Genomic DNA, 20,259 nt, shown 5'->3' on the forward strand with positions numbered 1-20,259 from the left:
GGAGGTTATACATGAAGATGCCAGATATAAGTCATGTCGCGCGTGCGACAAGCGCTGGTGGCGGCGCGCTCGCCCGAGGGGGCGCCCCGGCGGGGCGAGCTGCTGCAGAGGGGGCGGGGGCCACACTCGAAGCGCGGCAGTCGATGGTCGGTCGCCATGCCGGCTCCTTGGGAACGGCTCTTAATTTGGGTTCCCAGGCGATCAGTTTTGGCGGCGCTGGCAGTGCCAATACGTCGACAATGGGGGGTGTTCAGTCGCCCGGCGGGCAGATGAGTCGCGCTGCAGAACAGCGCGGACAATCCCCCCTGATGTCGACCATGAATAAGCTGGTTCAGATCGCCATGGTGAGCCAGATCCTGCAGCTTTTCCAGCAGGCTCAGGGCGCATCATCGGGGACATCATCATCCGGGGTCGACCCCTTCGCCGCGATGCCGACAGGCGGTATGGGGCGTGCACCGGCGGTGAAGTCGGAGCAGGACAATGCGACACGCCCGACAGAAGCGAGCGGCCGTCCGCCCGGTGATAACCGTTCCGCGGACGAGATCATCGAAGACAACCCGATTCTCAAGAATCTGGGCCACCAGAAAGACATCAATCGCTCCACGCTTTACGAAGTCTTCGGTGACTGGACCGAAAACAATACCGATGCGGACTCGCGGGCTGATGCTGCCTATAACGCGTCGAAATATCTCAACTATGTCGACAACCTCCATGCCGCCAATGGCAAGAGCCGGGGGGATGCCGCCGGCAACGGTGATTTCGAAGGCATCACCAAGGATGGCGATGCGCGAAGTGGCACGCCGGCCGGCCATCTCGCTGACAGTTGGCGCGCCTATGAAAGCAAGAAGAGTGAGGGGGCAAGCCATGAAGAAGCCGTCAGCGCTTTTTACGGAAAAATACCCGATGACGGCAAGCTGCGCGGACCCAATAACGACCGGGATCGCCACTATGTGTTCGACAATGGTACCAACAAGAGCGAAATAAAGGGCATCATGTCGACGGTGGGCGACGCACTCTGGTTTATCCCCGGCGTCAGCAATGTTCTGAACGGAATGGGCAATACGCAGGGCGGTTTTGGCGAGACATTGCTGGGTGGCTTAAAGGGCATGGTGGATACCTGGAAAGGCGCCGCGGAGGGACTGCTGGATGCCTTCAAGGGAGGACGCATGAATCCGGCTTCCATGCTGTTCGGCATGTATAAGGGCGCGCTTGGAGAGACCGAGGCCGCGCCCGATATCGTCAAGGATATTGCCAAAATCGTGTGATAGTACGACCGTCAACCGAACGAAACAGGGCACTTGCTCAGGCCGTGCCCTGTTTCCCCGGTAGGGCGGGGACGGTCGACGACAATATGACCGCGCCACGGCGATATGGCAGTGCGCGATATGGAAGTGCTGTGCGGAATAGAGGCAGCAAGAGACAAATCTTGGCATCAGGATCAGTGCGGTCAATACGAGGGAAACTTCGACAGGAGAGAATCATGCATATCAACACGGCAAGAGACGGCATTGTTCATTACCGGAAAAATGGTCATTCTCAGTCTTCGGGAAGAAGAGAGGTTGTCAGTTCGAAACCGGATGCCACAAAACTGGAATGCTATAGCGTCTCCGATACGGTGATGGATCGCCTTAAACTATCGAGTGCGGTGGGAAAGACGATCGACAGGCTTTGCTATAAAGGCAATCAGAAAGAGAGCATCTACGCCACGAAAGGTGAGTCGACGCGTCGTCTAGATATTGTCAGAGATAATGGTTTGGGTGGTGACTTTTCGCGCAACAAAGTGTTTGGCGGTAACTGTGGCGAGCTGTCAGCGTATTCCGAGCATATTCTGGCCGCCATCAATAATGAGAGAGCGTCCTGGAATCGGCGGCATCGACATGAGACGAAAAAGGATGTCATGCCGGTGACCGTTGCTAGCTGGGAAGGTGATCATACCTTCACCGTGCTGGGCGATCCGAGAGAGCGCCCGATGTCGGAAGTCGTTACCGTCGACGGTTGGGTGATGCGCCCTTCGGCACATACGATGGATCACTCCGCTTTCGAAGGCGGGTTCCTATATCGTTCATCGACTGTTAGGGAGCATAGTAGCTACCTCGATGAGCGGGTGGGGCGGCGAGACATTGACGGTCTGGAGAAGGAGTTCTTGGGGAGTATTCAATCCGACAGGAAACGCACGAAATTCAATAAAGAACTGCTGGAAGATTATCGGTCTGAAAGATTTCATGTTTTCGATCATGACTACGCCGATGCCGATGACGATATTGTTATCCAGTACCGTTCCCCTTCGCAAAGTGCTATCGGCTTTGACCATCAATCGGCGAGGAAGTCTCGGGAAAAGGAACGCATTCAACATGAGCTCTCACAATATGGCCTTGATCAAGCTTTGAATGGCCCTTACGGCTAGTCCCATCGTCCTTACGGATACTCAGTAGCCTCTACGGATAGCTCAAGGATCGTCTAGCGCTGGAGGGCTCGATGAGCCCATCGGGATTTCCTGGTTATCTTGAGGGACTGGCAACACGGAGTGGTAGCGTTATGCGGGTTGAGCAATATCCACAGATCGAGAGGTTTATACGAGAGAGTGGGGCAGTGGAAGCTAGCGATCGGGAATCGGATAAACAGACCGGAGACAACGACCTCTGGCTTCTCGAGGATGCCGATAGCCCACCCATCCTGGTTCGCCTTGAGCGGGATCGTGTCGTCCTCTTCGCGATTGCCGTCGATCTCGAGGGTATGGACCTCGAGGCGGCATATCGACTGCTGCGTGAAAGCCTCGGCCTGAACCGGTTCCACGCTGGCTCGCTGGTCCGTTATGCCCTGGAGGAAGAAGGACGTTTTCTGATTGTCTGGAACGAAATGCCGCTCCAGAGTGCGACGTTCGCCGATCTCGGGCGATATCAGGCGGCGACTCAACAGGCCTTGCGTGAACTCAGGCGTCGCCAGAGCGTTCTTGCGGCCGCAACACCGAGCGAAGCAGCCGAGACTGCCGAATCAGCCAGGGGCGTGCCAGTTGCCCCGCTGATATCGAACCGAATCCGAGGACAGGGTTGATCGGAGGCATGAGTCGGCAGACGCATCCTCTCTCTTCGGGCCGCCTGTCATCGAGCCCGGCTGTCATCGAGACCGCCCGTCAAAGAAAGGACGAACCCATGAATCGTGAGCATCCTCTCAAGGCCTTCATCCGCGCCCATGGTTTTACCCAGGTGCCCGGATCGGGGCAGGATTTCGAGCTGCAGGACAGTTTCATGATCGAAGTCGACCGTGAGTTTCCCGTCTTCATTACGCATCCGACCATGGCGCGGGTCGTCTTCTTCACCTTCGTTGCCGACCTCGAGCGCCTGTCGCGCCACGACGGTTTTCTAGTGATGAGTGAAAGTCTCAGCCTCAACGCTTTCAACCACGAGCAGGCAGTTCAGTACTGTCTGGAGGCCTCCGGTCGCTACGTATTGGCGTGGACCAGCCGCGCCCTCGCGCGCGCCAGCTTCGCCGAGTTCGAGGAAGACCTGTCGGCACTGGAGGGCGCTTACCGGCTGTTCGCGCGAGCCCAGCGACGCCTGGCATCCGCGACTGCGCCTGCAGCTACCGTAGCATTGTGAGCGTTGATGGTCGCTCGGTGACCTGGCCCCTAGGTTTTGTCTGTAAAGTCCTAGAACCCGCGGACCGATCCACGCCATCCGGCTGATCTTCTTTTCCTGTCTCTGCCATCAAGGGCGATGGAACCGCTATCGCGTGGTCGGTCACTCAGGCGGTGATTCCATGACGCCGGGAGTTCGGCATGAACCGGGTTTCATCCACTCTGAATGCTTTCAGGTTTCAGCGCTCTTCGGACACTGCCGGACAGCCGTCCGCTCGCTCGTCGCACGGCGAGGGGGCCTCGAGAGCCCGTCTTCACGAGACTGCCGGGCTGGTGCAGCAGCACCTCAAGAGTCGCCTTGCGCGTGCCGGTCGCCTGTTGCACCTGCGGGGGCGCCATGCCGCCACGTCCGAGACTGAGGTCACGCAGGGGCGTCCCGGTTTTCGCGTCTTCAGTACCTTCAAGCCAAGCCAGACAGAGTTGAACGCGCGGCGGGCCGAGGCGGCGCGTGGCGACGATGCGGACGCGAATGACGAGCCTGAGCGTCCTCGACTCGAGAACGGTCGCTTCCGGATGGCATCCGGCGCCGGACGTTATCTGGAGGAACGGCTGAACCACGAGAATGCCCGGTTCGTCGAGGGCCAGGAGGACGGGAGCGGTTTCCGTTTTCGCGACCAGCAGGGGCGGGACTTTCATGTCCAGCAGACGCAAATCATGGCCGGGGCGCTGCGCGCGAGCCAACGACGTGCACCGGGCGATGCGCGTGCCAATCCCCCCGGCGCGCCCGACCGCGAGCATCTGGGGGTCGTCAGCGGCATTCACGGCAGTCGTGACGAGGGTCAGTATCGGCTGGTCGGCACGCGGGTCCATCGTTACGACGATCAGGGCGGCGACTGGCAGGCGCTGGCCGACGAGACACGCTATCAACGGCTGGCCCGACATGCCGACGGCCGCGTGTACGGTACGCCGAGCGGTGCCTGGGATGTTTCCATCAGTGCCGACGGTTTTCGCTTCGACCTGCCGCGGCGAGACAATTCGCGTATCCGTATCAGCGAGCTACCAGGCAGGGGGCCGGATTTCGCCGAGGGGCGGGATATCGGTCTGTCATTGCGTCTGACGCAGGCGGATGGACGCCCGCTGAAGGCCACGCGCATTGCCCACGCCAGTGACCAGGTGCTCTACGCCGCAGATCAGGCGGGGACGCTTTTCCGAACCGACGCGCTGCCGGCGCTGGCCGCTGCCGGCGAGGATGTCGGCAGTGACGGGGCAGAGCCGACCTACTTTTATCTCGATGGCGAGGAGGATGCGCCGATCCGCTCGGTGGCCGACCGCAGCGGCCGGCTGTTTGAGACGTCGACGTCGGAACAGTCGCTCGCAATGGTGCCGTTCGACATGGCGCCGATCGAGGCTTTTCTCGGTCGCCAGCTCAAGACCGAAGGCTTCATGCACGACGAGAGTGGCCGGCTCAACCTGCTCGTCAGGGATCGGCATGATCAGCTGCACAGCGTCTACATCGACGAAAACGCCAATGTCCAACCGGGCTGGAATCTGACGGATGCGGTGGTCATGACGCTCGCGGGTGCGGACCGCGATGCTCCGAGTGATGATCACGTGGTCGATCTGGGCCGACGCGGCAACCTCGCGCTACACGAGGGGACGCTGCGTGTGCAGGGCCCTGACGAGGCAAACTGGAGCAGTACGCGCATCGACGGCATCGACAGGCTTGAGCAGGGGTTGGACAACGTCGCCTATATCCTGCGCCATGGGAAGGTCAGGCCGCTCGATATTCAGTATACCGGGTCCCGCATGCCGGTCGACGACCTGCATGAGCTGAGTCCGTCGCAGCGACGCACGCGCGTGGCGATGGATAAGACGATCGCTGGCGGGGGCGGGCAGACCGTTCAGGCTTTCGCGGTCGCCGACAGGGATCGTTTCCTGACGCTTGATGACCAAGGTGCTTGCCGGGCGCGAGTTGACGGACGAGACATCGCGATCCCGCTGCCGGCTGGCGTGCCGTCGGCCCGGGATCTGGCGCTTGATGGCGATCAGACTCTGCACCTGCTCGATGCGCGAGGGCGCCTGCATTCACTGGCGCGGCGTCAGTGGCAGCGCCTGATGCCCGACACGGCACGCTGGCAGGCGACGGCACCGCCCGCGGGCTTGCCGGTGGATAGTGTGACATCGGATGCCTCGGGCCAGCTCAGTGCCAGCGCCGGCGGGCGACGTTTCAGCCTGAGACAGTCGGCATCGGGGGCGCCGACCTGGCAGCCTGGCGACCGGGTGGCTCGCGAGGTGCCGCTGGCGGAGGGCGCCGCCGGCCGGCTTCACGAACAGCTACAGCAGCAGCACGATCCGGGAAAAGGCATGCGCCATGGAGATGCCCATACCACGGAGACACACAGTGTGTTCGGCTCTGCCGGCAATAGCCTCAATCCTCTGAGGCAGCGACATGCGGTTTCCGACATGGCCAATCACCTGCGCCCACGAGGTGACGCCGGGCGGGCGATGCGTGACCTGGGGCGCCGGAATGGCGGGCGCGATGATCTGCAGACGCTTTACCGGGAAGAACGCGCCATGGTAGCACGCCTGCCACAACTGGTGGCGGCGTCACCGGCGGCCGCCCCAGCGGACCTTGCGGCGCGGGTCGAGGCGCTGCGGCAGGGCGAGCCTGCCGACGCTCGTCTTCCCCTGTTGACCAGCCTCGAGCACTGGGGCGAGAAGCTCGACACCCGCAGCTACGGGGATATCATTCGGCTGGGCGAGATTCACCGCCAGCAGACACCGGCGGATTCGGGCCTTATCGGGCGGGCACGACAGCGCCTGAGCGGGCGCGCCGGCGATGCCGAAGCGCCGAACCTGCTGGCCGATATTCACCGGCTGTTGCTGCGCTATCCCGGCACGGCCGACAACCGGTCGGCGCAGGCCCTCGGCGAGCTGTTGCAGCGCGGGATGGTGATCGCCTACCCAACCCGACAGACCGAGCGAGATCGACGCGATCCGACAGCCATTCTGCGGGCCAGCCTGATTCAGAACGGCGATACGCTGCGTGCGCTTCATGAGATCGCCGCCGGTCTCGAAAGCGAGGCGGCGTCCGGCTTGCCGGAAGGCCGCCTCGATGCGCTCAAGCAGCGCTTCGACCAGCTGATATACGACGGCTTCGACACCTCGGAGCTGCAGCAGTATGCCGCGGCGTCGTTCAACAGCTATCGCAGTCTGGAGCGCGTCGCGGCGGCCCACGAGGCACTCAATCGCGATCTCGCTGAGTCCGGGCGTCCGCTCAACCGGCATCTGCAGCGGACGCTGGAGGGCGGCGACAACCTGGAACAGGCGTTGACGACGCAGGTGCGCAGCATGCGCGAGGGGGATGAAACCAAACTCGGTACGTCCCGTTCCGGTACGCTGGCCACGCCGTATCTCTTTCCGGCCCCCGGCGTGCCGATCTATACGTCGGCCAGCGCCAGCGCCGAGCGCGGCAACGAGATGAAAGTCGCGCGCCGGGATGAAGGCGTGAAGCTATCGCTGTCCCGTAAGCAGGCTGCCAGTCTCAGCAATACCTGGGGGACCTTCCTGGTCTCTGCCGGTGGGGTGACGGAGTCCCCCATGCCGCGGATCAACGATCAGGCATCGTCCGGCCTCTTCTCCGGTGTGGATCTCGACGGCAGCGTGAGCCGAAGCACTCAGGACAGCCTGGCCATGAATCTGCATGGCAACGAGATCCAGAGCGTCATGCGCCATTTCACGCAGCGTAACGCCCGCCTGCTCGACCTGCTGCGTATCGGTCACGACCCGTCGGTGTCGCGCACCGTGACCCAACAGGCACAACTGGATCTGAGTGCCATTCCCGCGGACCTGCGAATCAGTCTGGGAGATACCCAGTCATCGCCCTCTGCCTGGTTCCGAGCCGGCATCGGTCTCTCCGGAAGCCTCAACCTCGTTACCCGTGAGCGGGAGCACAAGGAGACTCATGGACCTGGCGGCAAGGTCGAGCAGGCAACCCGTCACCGGACCGATCTCTTTTCCCAGGCCAGCGCGGGAGTGCTGTTCCGCCCCGTGCAGGCCGTCGCGAGCAGCGAGCACGCGTTCCAGCGTGTGCCATTGGAGATCTCTTCCAAGATCACGCTGGACCGCTCGAAGGCCAATACCTTCAGTGTCGCTTTCAAGACGCCCCAGACGGTCAAGCCGGCATCGATCGACAAGTTGGTGAAGTCGCTCAAGGAGGCATTCCCCGAGCGCCGCGAGGGCATCGACGCGGCGAACGCCGAGACGCGGCCGGTCTCCGACAGGCTGGCGGGACTGCAGCGCTGGCGTGAAGGGCAGACCGCCGGTGGCGGCGCGCTGAACGACGAACAGCACACGGTACTGCATGCGCTGGGGCAGCTCGTGCGCCAGCAGCGTGCCTATGACACCGGTGTACGCCAGTTCGCCTCGGCCACCAAGACGCTGGCGCTCCCGTCCGCCAAGGGCTGGCTGGCACCGCCGAAGGGGCCAGCTGACGAGGCCAATACGGCAAGTGGGAATCGTCGTGGCCAGTGGTGGAAAGGGGGGCTGAGCCAATACCTGACGGCGCAACGCGACGAGTTGCGTACGCGCGCCCAGCAGCCATGGCTTCAGGGGGCGTCGGCGGAGAACCAGCGACAGGTGCGAGATCTGATGGTGCGACAGCCGCGTTTCGCCGATCTGGTCAGCGCGCTGGAGGCACGCAATACGGCGGCCGAAGCGGAATTCGAGCTCAAGGATAGCGTGCGCGAGGCACTCGAAGACCAGGTCATTGCCGGTGACGAAGGGATCGACACGGTCCTGCGCGAGGCCCTGAAGAACCCGGAGAATCTTCGCGTCGGCGGTATCAGCGTCACGCACACGGTTTCCTCGCCCAGCGCCTTTGCCACCCCGCCTTTCCTGATCGGCTTCGGTAGCAAGGCAGAGCTGCAGCACACGCAGCAGCGCGGCTCGATCAAATTCGAGTATGGCGCGGATCCCGACCGCCCCATGGCGGTCGTAGCCGGGGGCGGGTTCGCTCTGCAGGACAATGCCAGCCCACTGCATACCCGATTGCAGCAGCGCGGCGTACGTTTCCACTATCTTGCCAACCTGACGCCCCCCGCGGAGGAAGCCGAAGAGGTCGAGACCCAGGAGCCTCGCGAGGTGCGCGGTCCGACCTACGAGACGGCATCGCGCCCCGGTCGCGGCGGCTTGTAGCGCCGCGCCTGCTCGCCGATGGGCACATGCCCGTTCGGCACACTCGGGCTATCTGGCGTCGGTCAGGGCGCTTGACTCGACAGTGAGGGCGAGTCGTGGCGCGAGCTCTCCCGGCCGGTCGATGCCGTAGCCTTGGACATAGTCGACGCCCAGCGCCCCGAGGATGGCACGGATCTCGGCGTTTTCGACAAACTCCGCCACCGTCTTCAAGCCGAGGCTGTGGCCGAGCCCGCGGATCGAGGCGACGATGGCTCGATTCACCTCGTTGCCGGGCAGGTCGCGAATGAAGCTGCCGTCGATCTTGATCTGATGGATCGGTAGGGCGGCGAGATAGGCGAATGAGGACATGCCGCTACCGAAATCATCGAGAGAGAAGCGGCAGCCGTGGCGACTGAGCGTCTGCATGAAGCGCTGCGCGGTATCGAATCCGGAGATGGCGGCGGTCTCGGTGATCTCGAAGCAGATCAAGTCGGGCGGGATCGCGAACGCGCGTAACTGCTCGAGAATCCAGGCGGCGAGACCTTCATCGCTCAGGCTTTGTCCCGATAGGTTGATGGAGAATCGGTAGCGGATGCCGTCGCGTCGCGGCTGTCGGGAGAGGATCTGGAAGGTGTGATGAATGACCCAGCGATCGATCTCCGGCATCAGGTCCCCTCGCTCGGCGACGGGGAGGAACGTACCGGGCGCCACGTGGGCACCGTCGTCATCGAGGTAGCGCAAAAGCACCTCGTGATATTGGCGCTCCTCCCCCGCTGCGGCGACGGTCGGGACGATCCGCTGGGCATACAGCACGAAGCGATCGTGCTTCAGCGCATCCTTGATCCGCGGAATCCAGAGGGCTTCGTGCTGACGCTGTAGCGCCTGGCGGTCGCCCTCCTCGTAGATCTTGAGCCGATTGCGGCCGTTGCATTTGGCGCTGTAGCAGGCGCGGTCGGCGGCAATCATGACCTCGTCGATCGAGGTAAAGCGACCGTTCATCACGACCAGGCCGATGCTGACCCCCAGACCGTAGTGCTGACCATCGTGTTCATGGGCGTAGGTCGAGACGGCGTACCGCAGCCGCTCGACATTGCGCAATACGTTTTCCTGCAGCTGCTGGCATACGATGACGGCGAACTCGTCACCGCCCAACCGGGCCACGAAGTCGTTCGGTTCGAAGCTGGCGAGCAGGATGCGGGCGAAATCACGCAGGACCTCGTCGCCCGCGCCATGGCCGCAGCTGTCGTTGATGACCTTGAAGTGGTCGAGATCCAGAAAGAGCAGGTAGTCGTTGCCGCTATCCAGGCGTTGACGGTAGCGCAGCAGCTCCTGATCCAGCGCGCGGCGGTTGTTCAGGCCGGTCAGACTGTCGTGCAGCGCTTCGTGCGCGAGTCGCCCCATCATCTCACGCCGAAATGAGATATCGCGCAGGATCGCGACCGCGCCGATGACGTCGCCGTTACGGGCGTGGAGTGGCGAGGCCTTGAGATCGATAAAGTGGTGCTGTTGGTCCCAGGCGGCCAGCATGATATCGGAGTAGAGATGCACCACCTGACCGTGTGCCAATACCGGTGCCAGGGGCGACTCGATGGCCTGTGTCTCGAACTCGCTATGCAGGTGGCAGAGCGCATCGAAGGGGCGTTGCAGGTCGAAGCTGTCATCGACGCCGAGCAGTTTCAGCGCCCGGGGATTGGCATGCTGGACAATGCCGTGCTGATCGACGGTCAACACCCCGTCGTCGATCGCGTTGAGCATCATGCGTCCGTGGGTACGTTCGTGATCGAGCGTCTGGTGGGTACTGTCGAGCAGGTGCTGGAGCTCTCGCCCCATGCGAATCTGTGCACTGAGCTTACCGTCGGCCAGCAGCTGAATCAGGGTGAAGCCGAGAATCATCAGCGTCGCGATCGCAACCGACAAGGCGAGCCAGAGGGTATTGGCACCCGCCGCGTCGTGCGTGGTGGCCATGTCCATGCGAACCGCCGCCATGCCGGTATAGTGCATGCCGCAGATCGCCAACCCCATGACGCCGGCGGATAGCAACCGAGCCTGCCAGAACCCCTCGGCGGGCCGCTCGCTGTGGAAGCGGAACAGTCCCAGAGCCACGGTGGCGGCGATCACGGCGATCGCGATGGAGAGCAGCAGCAGTGGCAGGTCGTAGGACCAGTCCCCGCCGCCCATTTCCATGGCGGCCATACCGAGGTAGTGCATCAGCGCGATACCGCTGCCCATGACCAGCCCGCCGGGAACCAGCATCCAGCGGCGAGTGGCCCGATCGGCGGCCAGTCGCAGTGCCAGAGCCGCGCTGATGATAGCCAGCAGCAGGGAGAGCAGCGTCAGCCCTGGCCCATAGTCGATACCGGCCGCCGGATTCCACGCCAGCATACCGACGAAGTGCATCGACCATACGCCGAGCCCCATGGCGCAGCTACCGCAGCACAGCCAGAATCGCCGCATGCTGGCGCCGAGCGTCTGGCGAAGGCGGCGTGTCAGCTCCAGTGCAGTGAACGAAGCCAGCGTCGCGACCAGATAGGAGAGCGCGACCAGCGGCAGGTTCCAGTCAGCCAGCATGGGGGAGAGTCTCGGTTGGCAAGGGGGAAACACGCGCATCAAGAAGGCGCTCGATAGGTCTATCGGCCGAAAGCTAAGTATTTTTAATTGCGCGGTCCGATTCAGCCTGGCGCCATCGTGACCGCGGGCATGGCGGGTCAGGGGCGCCCACGTGTGAAGAGACTGGAACGAAGTGGGCCGGGGCGGGTGAGAGAGCAAGGCGTCTCGCGATCAACGTCCGGCAAGGGCAAAGATTCATGAGAATAGATCATGGGTGCTATCAGCCTGGCGTCTACGCAAATCCGTGTTCATCCGCGTCGAGCGCACTAGGCTGTAGCCATGGCGAACCTGACTTCGCTTGACCGACATAATAACGAGACAACCCGTGACTCGGCGCCCGACGCCGCGTTCGAGAGGACCTAGCTTATGAGCCCTCCCATTCGATTCGAGATGCGTCGACGAACCTTTCTGGTGGGAACCGCCAGTGCGGTCGTCGCGGCCAATATCCCCTGGCGAGCCAACGCCCAGCCGACCTCGCTGGCCGGGCCGGAACGTTCCACCTTCACGCTCGTCGTCAATGGCGAGCCGCGAGAACTGGCGGTCGACAACCGCACCACGTTGCTCGATGCGCTGCGCGAACACCTGCAGCTGACTGGCACCAAGAAGGGCTGCGACCACGGCCAGTGCGGTGCCTGCACGGTCAACGTCAACGGCGAGCGTATCAACTCGTGCCTGAGCCTGGCAGTGATGCACCAGGGCGATGAGGTGACCACCATCGAAGGTCTCGGTACGCCCCAGCAGCTCGATCCGATGCAGCAGGCGTTCTTCGATCACGACGGCTTCCAGTGCGGCTACTGCACGCCGGGACAGATCTGTTCGGCCAAGGCCGTGCTGGAGGAGATCCGCGATAACGTGCCGAGTCATGTGACGCAGGACCTGACGGCGCGGATCGAAGCCACGGACGAGGAGATTCGCGAGCGCATGTCGGGCAACATCTGCCGCTGCGGCGCCTACGCCAATATTCTCGAAGCGATTCACCAGGCGGCGGGGGAACCGACATGAGAGCGTTTTCCTACGAACGGGTTAGCGCGCCGGCGCAGGCGGCCTCGAGGGCGGCCGAAGTCCCCGGCGCCAAGTTCATCGCCGGCGGGACCAACCTGCTCGACCTGATGAAGCTCGAGATCGAGACGCCGGTCCACCTGATCGACGTCAGCGGCACCGGGCTCGACAGCATCTCCGACACTCGTGAGGGCGGCTTGCGCATCGGTGCCCTGGTCAGCAATACCGACCTGGCCGCCAACGAACGGGTGCGGCGGGAGTATGGCGTGCTGACGCGGGCGCTGATGGCCGGCGCCTCCGGTCAGCTGCGCAACAAGGCGACCACCGCCGGCAACCTGCTGCAGCGCACTCGCTGCCCCTACTTCTACGACACGGCGATGCCTTGCAACAAGCGTGCGCCCGGTACCGGCTGTGCGGCGTTGGGGCAGGGTGCCTTCTCGCGCCAGCTCGGCATTATCGGCACCTCTGACGCCTGCATCGCCACGCACCCCTCCGACATGGCGGTGGCCCTGCGCGTGCTCGATGCCGAGGTGGAGACCGTCACGCCTGCCGGTGCCTCGCGCACGATTCCGCTGGATGAATTCTACCGGCTACCGGGCGATACGCCCGAGATCGAGACGGCGCTGATGCCCGGCGAGTTCATCACGGCGGTCAAGCTGCCGCCGCCGGTCGGCGGGCGTCAGGCGTACTATAAAGTGCGCGATCGCGCCTCCTACGCCTTTGCCCTGGTTTCGGTGGCGCTGGTGCGCCAGTCGGACGGCAGCGGACGCGTGGCGCTGGGCGGCGTGGCGCCACAGCCGTGGCGACGGGCACAGGCCGATGCGGCGCTGCCGGACGGGGCCAACGCGGTGATGTCGCGCCTTCTGGATGGCGCCAGCCCGACCGAAGAGAACGCTTTCAAGATCCAGCTGGCCGAGCGCACGCTCGCCGGCATGCTGGCCGAGGGGTGATCCATGGACTTCAATCAACCGGCAGACCAGAACCTTTTCGACCGCGCTACGGTCGTCGGCAAGCCGCATGCGCGGATCGACGGCCTGCTCAAGGTGACCGGCACGGCGCCCTACGCCTACGAGCGGCATGACGTGGTCGCGGGGCAGCTCTACGGCTACCCCGTCGGCTCGGCCATCGCCAAGGGGCGGATCGTCGCGATCGATGCCGACGCGGCGCGCAGTGCGCCCGGCGTACGCGGGGTGGTCACCACGCTGGATATCGAGCCGCTCGGTATCTGGAACTACAATGTCGCGCGGCTGTTTGGCGGCGACGTGGTCGAACACTATCAGCAGGCGATCGCTGTGGTCGTGGCCGAGACGTTCGAGCAGGCCCGGGCCGCCGCTGCCCTGATCGAGACCACCTACGAACGTGACGCGATCGATGTCGACCTCGAAGCGGGCTGGCAGCGCATGCAGGGCACCGGCGAGCCGTCGACGCAGGTCGGGGACGTCGACGCCGCGTTCGACAGTGCCGCCGTCACGCTCGATCAGATGTACCACACGCCGTCACAGACCCACGCCATGATGGAGCCGCACGCCTCCATCGTCGACTGGTCCGACGGCGGGCAGATGACGGTCTGGACCTCCAGCCAGATGATCGAATGGAACCGTCAGGCGCTGGCGACCACGTTCGGCATCGAGCCCGATCGTATCCGCGTCGAGAGCCCATACATCGGTGGGGGTTTTGGCGGCAAGCTGTGGCTGCGTGCCGATGCGGTGCTCGCCGCGATCGGTTCCCGCGCGCTCGGCGCGCCGGTCAGACTGGCGCTGCCGCGCCCGTTCATGATCAACAACACCACCCATCGTTCCGCCACGATCCAGCGCATCCGGCTGGCCGCCGGTGCCGATGGCAAGCTGACGGCGATCGATCACGAGGCGGCCTCGCACACGCTGCCGGGCGGCCGCGGCGAGAACGCCACCGCGCAGACCCCGTACTTCTATGCCGCACCGAACCGCCGAGTGATCCACCATCTGGTCGAGATGCATCTGCCGGAAGCGTCGGACATGCGCGCGCCCGGCGAAGCCTCCGGGCTGATGGCACTCGAGATCGCCATGGACGAGATGGCGGAAAAACTCGAGATGGACCCGGTCGAGTTCCGCATTCTCAACGATACCCAGGTCAACCCGAGCGATCCGTCGATCCCGTTTTCCGAGCGGCACTTCGTCGAGTGTCTGCGCGAGGGCGCGGATCGCTTCGGCTGGGCCGATCGCAACACGACTCCCGGCGGGCGTCGCGAGGGCATGTGGTGGATCGGCCACGGTATGGCAGGCGCCTATCGCGGTCACTTGAACCTGAAGTCCGGCGCCCGTGCCACGCTCTCCAACGGCCGTGTGATCATCGAGACCGACATGACCGATATCGGCACCGGCTCCTACACCATTCTCGCGCAGACGGCGGCGGAGACGATGGGGCTGCCGATGGGGCGGGTCGAGGTGCGCCTGGGCAACAGCGCCTGGCCGGTCTCGTCCGGCTCCGGCGGGCAGTTCGGGGCGGCCAGCTCCACCGCCGGTGTCTATGCCGCCTGCGTCGCGCTGCGTGAGCAGATCGCCGAACGGTTGGGCGTCAGCGACCCGGAGTTCAGTGATGGCAATGTGGTGGCGGGAGACAATGTCACCCCGCTCTCGGCGATCACCGAGGAGTTGAGCGCCGAAGATTCGATCAACTTCGGCGGCTTCCAGACCGAGGATTACCTGATGGCGACCTTCGGGGCGCATTTCGTCGAGGTCGCCGTGCATGTGGCGACCGGCGAGACGCGCGTCCGGCGGATGCTGGCGGTGTGCGATTCCGGGCGCATTCTCAACCCGATCACCGCACGCAGTCAGGTCATCGGCGGCATGGTGATGGGCACCGGCGGAGCACTGTCGGAGGAGCTAGCGGTCGATCTCGAGCATGGCTTCTTCGCCAACCACGATCTGGCCGGCTACGAGGTCGCGGTGCATGCCGATATCCCGCACCAGGAAGTCGTTTTCCTCGATACCGTCGATGGGGTGGCGACACCGCTCAAGGCGAAAGGGGTCGGGGAGCTGGGCGTCTGCGGCGTGGCGGCGGCGATTGCCAACGCGGCCTACAACGCCACTGGCGTCCGCGTGCGCGACTACCCGGTCACGCTGGATCGCATGATCGACCAGCTGCCAGCGGTATAAGCGCTGCCCCAATACCGGCAGAACGATTACCCACCGAAGGCCCGGCATGTCTTGGACATGCCGGGCCTTTCCGTCAGTCGGGCGGCGATGGTGTGATCTCCGCTGCCTGCAAGACGACACATGACGATCGACAGCTCAGGGCGGTCGATCGGCTCAAGGAGGAACCGCTGCATGGCACGTATTCTGATTACCGGCTCCGCCGACGGTCTCGGCCTCAACGCCGCTCGAGAGCTGATCGCGCAGGGGCATGAGGTGGTGCTTCACACGCGCTCCGCGGCGCGTGCCCGCGACATCGGCAGTACCGCCGAGCGGGCGCTGGCGGTGGTCACCGGCGATCTGAGCCGGCTGGACGAGACGCGGGCGCTGGCTCGCAAGGTCAATGAACTCGGACGTATGGACGCGGTCATCCACAATGCCGGTATCTTCGATCGCTCGCGGGAGGAGAACGACGAGGGACAGCTTCGCATGCTGGCGGTCAACGTGCTGGCGCCCTATGTGCTCACCGCCGACCTCGATAGGCCAGCCCGGCTGATCTTCATCAGCAGCAGCATGCATCGCGGCCACGATGCCCGGAAGGCCCAGGACGACATGGCGTGGCGTGAGCGGCGCTGGGCCGGCAGCGAAGCCTATGGCGAGAGCAAGCTGCTGGTGACGACGCTTGCGATGGCACTGGCTGTGCGCTGGCCTGACACCATCGTTCACGCCGTCGATCCCGGCTGGGTCCCGACGAAGATGGGCGGCAGCTCGGCGTCGGACGATCTGGACGCCGGACACCAGACCCAGGCCTGGCTGGCGGTTAGCGATGATGAGCAGGCAATGGGGAGCGGCGGCTACTGGTTTCATCGCCGGCGCCAGCAGCCTTCCAGTGAGGTCAACGATGAAGCCTTTCAGCAGGCGCTTCTGGAACGGCTGCGCGCGATAAGTGGTGTCGAGTTGACGGCTTTGCCTGCGGATTGAGATTCGCCAACGGGTGGTGAGCTGGCCGGGTCGGTTTCAACGACGCCCAGAGGCGATCGGTATCAGAGCCCGAACTCCGGGCTTTCACGTGCCGCCTGCTGAAGTGCATCGATGACCGCGCGCACGCCGGGCTTCAGATAGCGGTTGGCCGGCCACAGCGCGTGGATGGACATCTCCGCGCCCGCATGGTCGTCGAGCACGGTTTGCAGACGGCCAGTCGCCAGCTCGTCGGCGATCAGCCAGGTCGGTAGCTGGCTCAGTCCACTGCCGGCGAGCGTCGCCGAGACGATCGCTTCGCCATCGCTCAAGGCGTGGCGCACGCGAACCAGCTGCGACGACAATCCTCCCGTAGCGTCGCGCAGCAGCCAACGCGCCTGATCGTGGCGCCGCCAGCCGACGAGGCAGTCTCGCGTCACCAGTTCCTCGGGCGTCTGCGGGCGGCCGTGGGCGGCGAGATACGCCGGCGCGGCGCAGATCACCAGCCGCTGTGTGCCGAGCCGGCTGGCGACGATGTCGGCATCGTCGTCAAGGCGCCCGATACGCACCGCAAGGTCGATCCCTTCGCCGATGAGGTCGGCGGTGCGTTCGCTGAACATGACCGAAAAGTCGAGCTGGTCGAAGCGTGCAGAGAGCGCATTCAGCACCGGCAACACATGGCGACGGCCGAAAGCCCCGGGCAGATCGAGGCGCACCGTTCCCGAGGGGGCTGCGCGGCGATTCGCCAGTGCCTGTTCGGCGTCTTCCAGAGCGCCCAGCGCTCGCGCGGCGGTCTCGAAGTACTCGTTGCCTTCGTTGGTCAGCGTCAAACGACGCGTGGTGCGATGAAATAGCTTGGTGCCGAGACGCTTCTCCAGCCGGGTTACGCTCTTGCCGACGGCCGAACCGGTCATGCCGAGCCGGTTGGCCGCAGCGGTGAAGCTGCCGGTTTCGACGGTCGTGGCGAACTCGACGAGGCCGTCGAGATGGGTGGTTAGCGGCATTCTGGAACCCAGTGATGTAATGAACGTCCTCAAAGCAGGATTATAGCGCAGGTCGCAGGGCATAGAGTGGTGGGTCAGGAGGATCGACCATGACCCTAACGACAGTGCATCGCGATGATGGCCGGTCGATGCCGGCGGCATCCGACCTTGCGGCCCATCCGGGTTACCGCGGCGTGTTCGCGCCGGGCGAGATGACGCTCGGGCTGATCATGCCGCTGGAGACGTATCCGGATGCCCCGGCGCCCACGCTGCAGGATCACTTCACCCGTGCCCGGGAAGCCGACCAGGCCGGCCTGAGCGCGCTGTGGATGCGTGATATTCCGTTCTTCGACCCGCGCTACGGCGATGCCGGTCAGGTGTTCGAGCCGTTGACCTATATCGCGGCACTGGCGCGCGAGACGCGGCATATCGCGCTCGGTACCGCCGGTATCGTGCTACCGCTGCGTGAGCCGAAATTGCTGGCCAAGCAGACGGCGTCGCTCGACCACTTCTCCGACGGCCGCATGCTGCTGGGGCTCTCATCGGGGGATCGGCCGGACGAGTATCCCCTGTTCGATATCGACTTCGACAGCCGTGGCGAACGTTTCCGCGACGCCTATGAGGTCTACCGCGCGGTTACCGACGCGAATTATCCGCGATTCGCGTCACCGCGTTTCGGGCGCTCGGCCGGCCAGGTCGACATGCTGCCCAAGCCGCCGTATACCCGCACGCCGACGATCGCCATCGGTCGCGCGCAGCAATCGCTGCCGTGGATTGCCGAGCACCTCGATGGTCATATCGCGCCCTCGCCACCGCTCTCTCGCCTCGGCGAGTTCGCCGATAGCTGGCGCAACGTCGCCATGCCGCAGCACGACAGCCCCTTCAAGCCGCTCGGCATTGCCGGTTTCCTCGACCTTGTCGCCGATCGCGATCATCCGCTGGAGCCGATACGGGCGGGTTTTCGCACCGGCAGCAAGGCGCTGGCCGAACTGATGGCGAGTGCCTGTGACGCCGGCATTCAACACATCGCGCTCAACCCGAAGATCAGCCGGCGGCCGCATCCCGCGCTGCTGGAAGATCTGGTGCGCGACGTGCTGCCACATTTTCCGACGCTGGCCGACAGGCCGGCATGACGTTTTCGGGGCGTTGCCGGGCCCGATGACGGTGATGCCACGTTCCTGACCTTGACCATCTTGCGAGAGTCCTATGACGCAACAACTTTTCCAACCCTTCGAACTGGGCGCCACGTCGCTTGCCAATCGCGTTGTCATGGCGCCGATGACCCGCGCGCGCGCCGAGAACGAGATCCCCGATGCGTTGACCGCCGAGTACTACGCCCAGCGCGCCGGTGCCGGTCTGATCATCAGCGAGGGCGCACCGGTCTCGCGCGAGGGGCGAGGCTTCCTCTACACGCCGGGGCTGTTCTCGGCCGCGCAGGCCGAGGGCTGGCGCCGGGTGACCGACGCCGTGCACGCCAACGGCGGGCGCCTCTTCGCCCAGCTCTGGCATGTGGGCCGGGTGTCGCATCACTCGCTGCAGCCCGAAGGCGGCCAGCCGGTCGGCCCGACAGCGCGTCGTGCGATCGATGCCAAGGCATTCGCCTATGATGACGAGACCGGCGAGGCGGCACCGCTCGCGCCCGACCAGCCTCGCGCGCTGGAGACCGAGGAGATTCCCCGCATCGTCGAGGAGTTCGCTCGCGCCGCGCGCCTGGCAATCGATAGCGGTTTCGATGGCGTCGAGATCCACGCCGCCAACGGCTATCTCTTCGATCAGTTCCTCAACGGCGCGCTCAATGATCGCAGCGACCGTTACGGCGGTTCGCTCGAGAATCGCCTGCGCTTCCCGCTGGAGACGCTGGATGCGGTGATCGCCGAGATCGGCGCGGACCGCGTCGGCATCCGGCTGTCGCCGTTCGGGCGCTTCAACGATCTGGAAGCCTTCGATGACGAGGCCGAGACCTGGGTCGCGATGGCCGGCGAGCTGGAAGCCCGTGGCCCGGTCTACGTGCACCTGAGCGATCAGCTGACCCTCGGTGCCGAGAAGATCCCGGACGGCTTCGCCGAGCGTTTCTGCGAAACCTGGACCGGCACGCTGATCGCGGCCGGCGGCTTCGATCAGGCGAGTGGCGAGCGGGCGCTGGTCAACGGCGAGCTGGACCTGATCGCCATGGGGCGGCCCTTTATCGCCAACCCGGACCTGGTCGCGCGGATGCAGCAGGGCCAGCCGCTGGCGGAAGCCAATCGCGAGACCTTCTATGGCCTGCTGGGCGCCAACGGCTACACCGATTATCCCACCTACGACGAACAGGTCGCGCGCGCCGAACCGGCCGCCAGCCCCTCGTCAGAACAGGAGTCACGTTCATGAACGACGACCAGCAGACCCGTCTTGCCGAACTGCTCGAACGCGAGGCGATTCGCGACCTGCGCCTGGCCTACTCACGCTGCCTCGACGGCGGCGATATCGAAGGGCTGGCGCAGGTGTTTTCCGCCGACGCGACGCTGGAGGTGACGGTCGGCGCGATGGAAGGCATCGACGCGATCCAGGCGGGGCTACGTGACGCCTACCGGCTCTTCGACCGCGACGGTCGCGGCCACTATCCGTTCGTCCATGCCATTGCCAATCACGAGATCCGCCTGACCGGGCCGGACAGTGCCGAAGGGCAGTGCTACCTGATCGACTTCGAGACGGCCGCCAAGGCCGACCCGGGCGCCGATCGCCATCCGTTGCTGCTGCTCGGGCTCTATCACGATCGCTATGTTCGGATCGACGGCGAGTGGCGTATCGCCTACTCGAAACTCGATGTGGTATGGCCGTCCGAGACTGACTGACATATCTGCCGACAGAAAAACCC

Annotated in this window: 14 protein-coding genes; 12 read left to right on the forward strand and 2 right to left on the reverse strand. The window is 64.4% G+C overall.

Features of this window, described 5'->3' with window-relative positions:
- The first annotated feature begins 11 nt into the window (after positions 1–11).
- The 5 genes from MC381_RS09580 (at position 12) to MC381_RS09600 (ending at position 8,770) form a co-directional block, all read left to right on the forward strand.
- Positions 12–1,265 (forward strand): hypothetical protein, encoded by a 1,254-nt coding sequence (locus MC381_RS09580; RefSeq protein ID WP_251977528.1) that lies wholly within the window; start codon positions 12–14, stop codon positions 1,263–1,265.
- 215 nt (positions 1,266–1,480) lie between these two features.
- Positions 1,481–2,404, forward strand: a complete 924-nt coding sequence (locus tag MC381_RS09585) for a hypothetical protein (protein ID WP_251977529.1) — start codon at positions 1,481–1,483, stop codon at positions 2,402–2,404.
- A 131-nt stretch (positions 2,405–2,535) separates the two neighbouring features.
- The gene (locus MC381_RS09590) at positions 2,536–3,051 is read left to right on the forward strand and encodes a hypothetical protein (protein ID WP_251977530.1); all 516 of its coding nucleotides are present in this window, start codon (positions 2,536–2,538) and stop codon (positions 3,049–3,051) included.
- A gap of 98 nt (positions 3,052–3,149) precedes the next feature.
- The gene (locus tag MC381_RS09595; RefSeq protein WP_251977531.1) at positions 3,150–3,596 is read left to right on the forward strand and encodes a hypothetical protein; all 447 of its coding nucleotides are present in this window, start codon (positions 3,150–3,152) and stop codon (positions 3,594–3,596) included.
- Between the two features lie 179 nt (positions 3,597–3,775).
- The gene (locus MC381_RS09600; protein ID WP_251977532.1) at positions 3,776–8,770 is read left to right on the forward strand and encodes an AvrE-family type 3 secretion system effector; all 4,995 of its coding nucleotides are present in this window, start codon (positions 3,776–3,778) and stop codon (positions 8,768–8,770) included.
- Between the two features lie 48 nt (positions 8,771–8,818).
- On the opposite strand, the gene MC381_RS09605 is transcribed toward MC381_RS09600, so the two are convergent.
- Positions 8,819–11,317 (reverse strand): EAL domain-containing protein, encoded by a 2,499-nt coding sequence (locus MC381_RS09605; protein WP_251977533.1) that lies wholly within the window; start codon positions 11,315–11,317, stop codon positions 8,819–8,821.
- Positions 11,318–11,722: 405 nt separating this feature from the next.
- On the opposite strand from MC381_RS09605, the gene paoA reads away from it, so the two are divergent.
- The 4 genes from paoA to MC381_RS09625 all read left to right on the forward strand — a co-directional run bounded on the left by paoA (position 11,723) and on the right by MC381_RS09625 (position 16,446).
- Positions 11,723–12,358, forward strand: a complete 636-nt coding sequence (gene paoA / locus MC381_RS09610) for an aldehyde dehydrogenase iron-sulfur subunit PaoA (RefSeq protein ID WP_251977534.1) — start codon at positions 11,723–11,725, stop codon at positions 12,356–12,358.
- Positions 12,355–13,305 carry an FAD binding domain-containing protein gene (locus MC381_RS09615; RefSeq protein ID WP_251977535.1) on the forward strand — a complete coding sequence of 317 codons (951 nt, stop codon included), beginning with the start codon at positions 12,355–12,357 and terminating at the stop codon, positions 13,303–13,305. Before paoA ends, MC381_RS09615 begins: the two co-directional genes overlap by 4 nt.
- 3 nt (positions 13,306–13,308) lie before the next feature.
- Positions 13,309–15,489: an aldehyde oxidoreductase molybdenum-binding subunit PaoC gene (gene paoC, locus MC381_RS09620; RefSeq protein ID WP_251977536.1), complete on the forward strand. Its 2,181-nt coding sequence runs from the start codon at positions 13,309–13,311 to the stop codon at positions 15,487–15,489.
- Positions 15,490–15,660: 171 nt separating this feature from the next.
- Positions 15,661–16,446, forward strand: coding sequence for an SDR family NAD(P)-dependent oxidoreductase (locus tag MC381_RS09625; protein ID WP_251977537.1), 786 nt, complete (start codon positions 15,661–15,663; stop codon positions 16,444–16,446).
- A gap of 62 nt (positions 16,447–16,508) precedes the next feature.
- Here MC381_RS09625 and MC381_RS09630 read toward each other — a convergent pair whose 3' ends face one another.
- A complete protein-coding gene (locus tag MC381_RS09630) occupies positions 16,509–17,426 on the reverse strand; it encodes a LysR family transcriptional regulator (protein ID WP_251977538.1) in 918 nt (305 codons plus the stop codon).
- Between the two features lie 89 nt (positions 17,427–17,515).
- On the opposite strand from MC381_RS09630, the gene MC381_RS09635 reads away from it, so the two are divergent.
- The 3 genes from MC381_RS09635 to MC381_RS09645 all read left to right on the forward strand — a co-directional run bounded on the left by MC381_RS09635 (position 17,516) and on the right by MC381_RS09645 (position 20,236).
- Entirely contained in the window at positions 17,516–18,538 is a 1,023-nt protein-coding gene (locus tag MC381_RS09635; protein WP_251977539.1) for a TIGR03571 family LLM class oxidoreductase, read from the forward strand.
- Between the two features lie 73 nt (positions 18,539–18,611).
- On the forward strand, positions 18,612–19,772 hold the full coding sequence (locus MC381_RS09640; protein ID WP_251977540.1) for an alkene reductase: 1,161 nt from the start codon (positions 18,612–18,614) through the stop codon (positions 19,770–19,772).
- On the forward strand, positions 19,769–20,236 hold the full coding sequence (locus MC381_RS09645) for a nuclear transport factor 2 family protein (protein ID WP_251977541.1): 468 nt from the start codon (positions 19,769–19,771) through the stop codon (positions 20,234–20,236). Before MC381_RS09640 ends, MC381_RS09645 begins: the two co-directional genes overlap by 4 nt.
- Positions 20,237–20,259 lie beyond the last annotated feature (23 nt).

This window comes from Salinicola avicenniae (genome assembly GCF_023736115.1).
Classification (GTDB): Bacteria; Pseudomonadota; Gammaproteobacteria; order Pseudomonadales; family Halomonadaceae; genus Salinicola; species Salinicola avicenniae.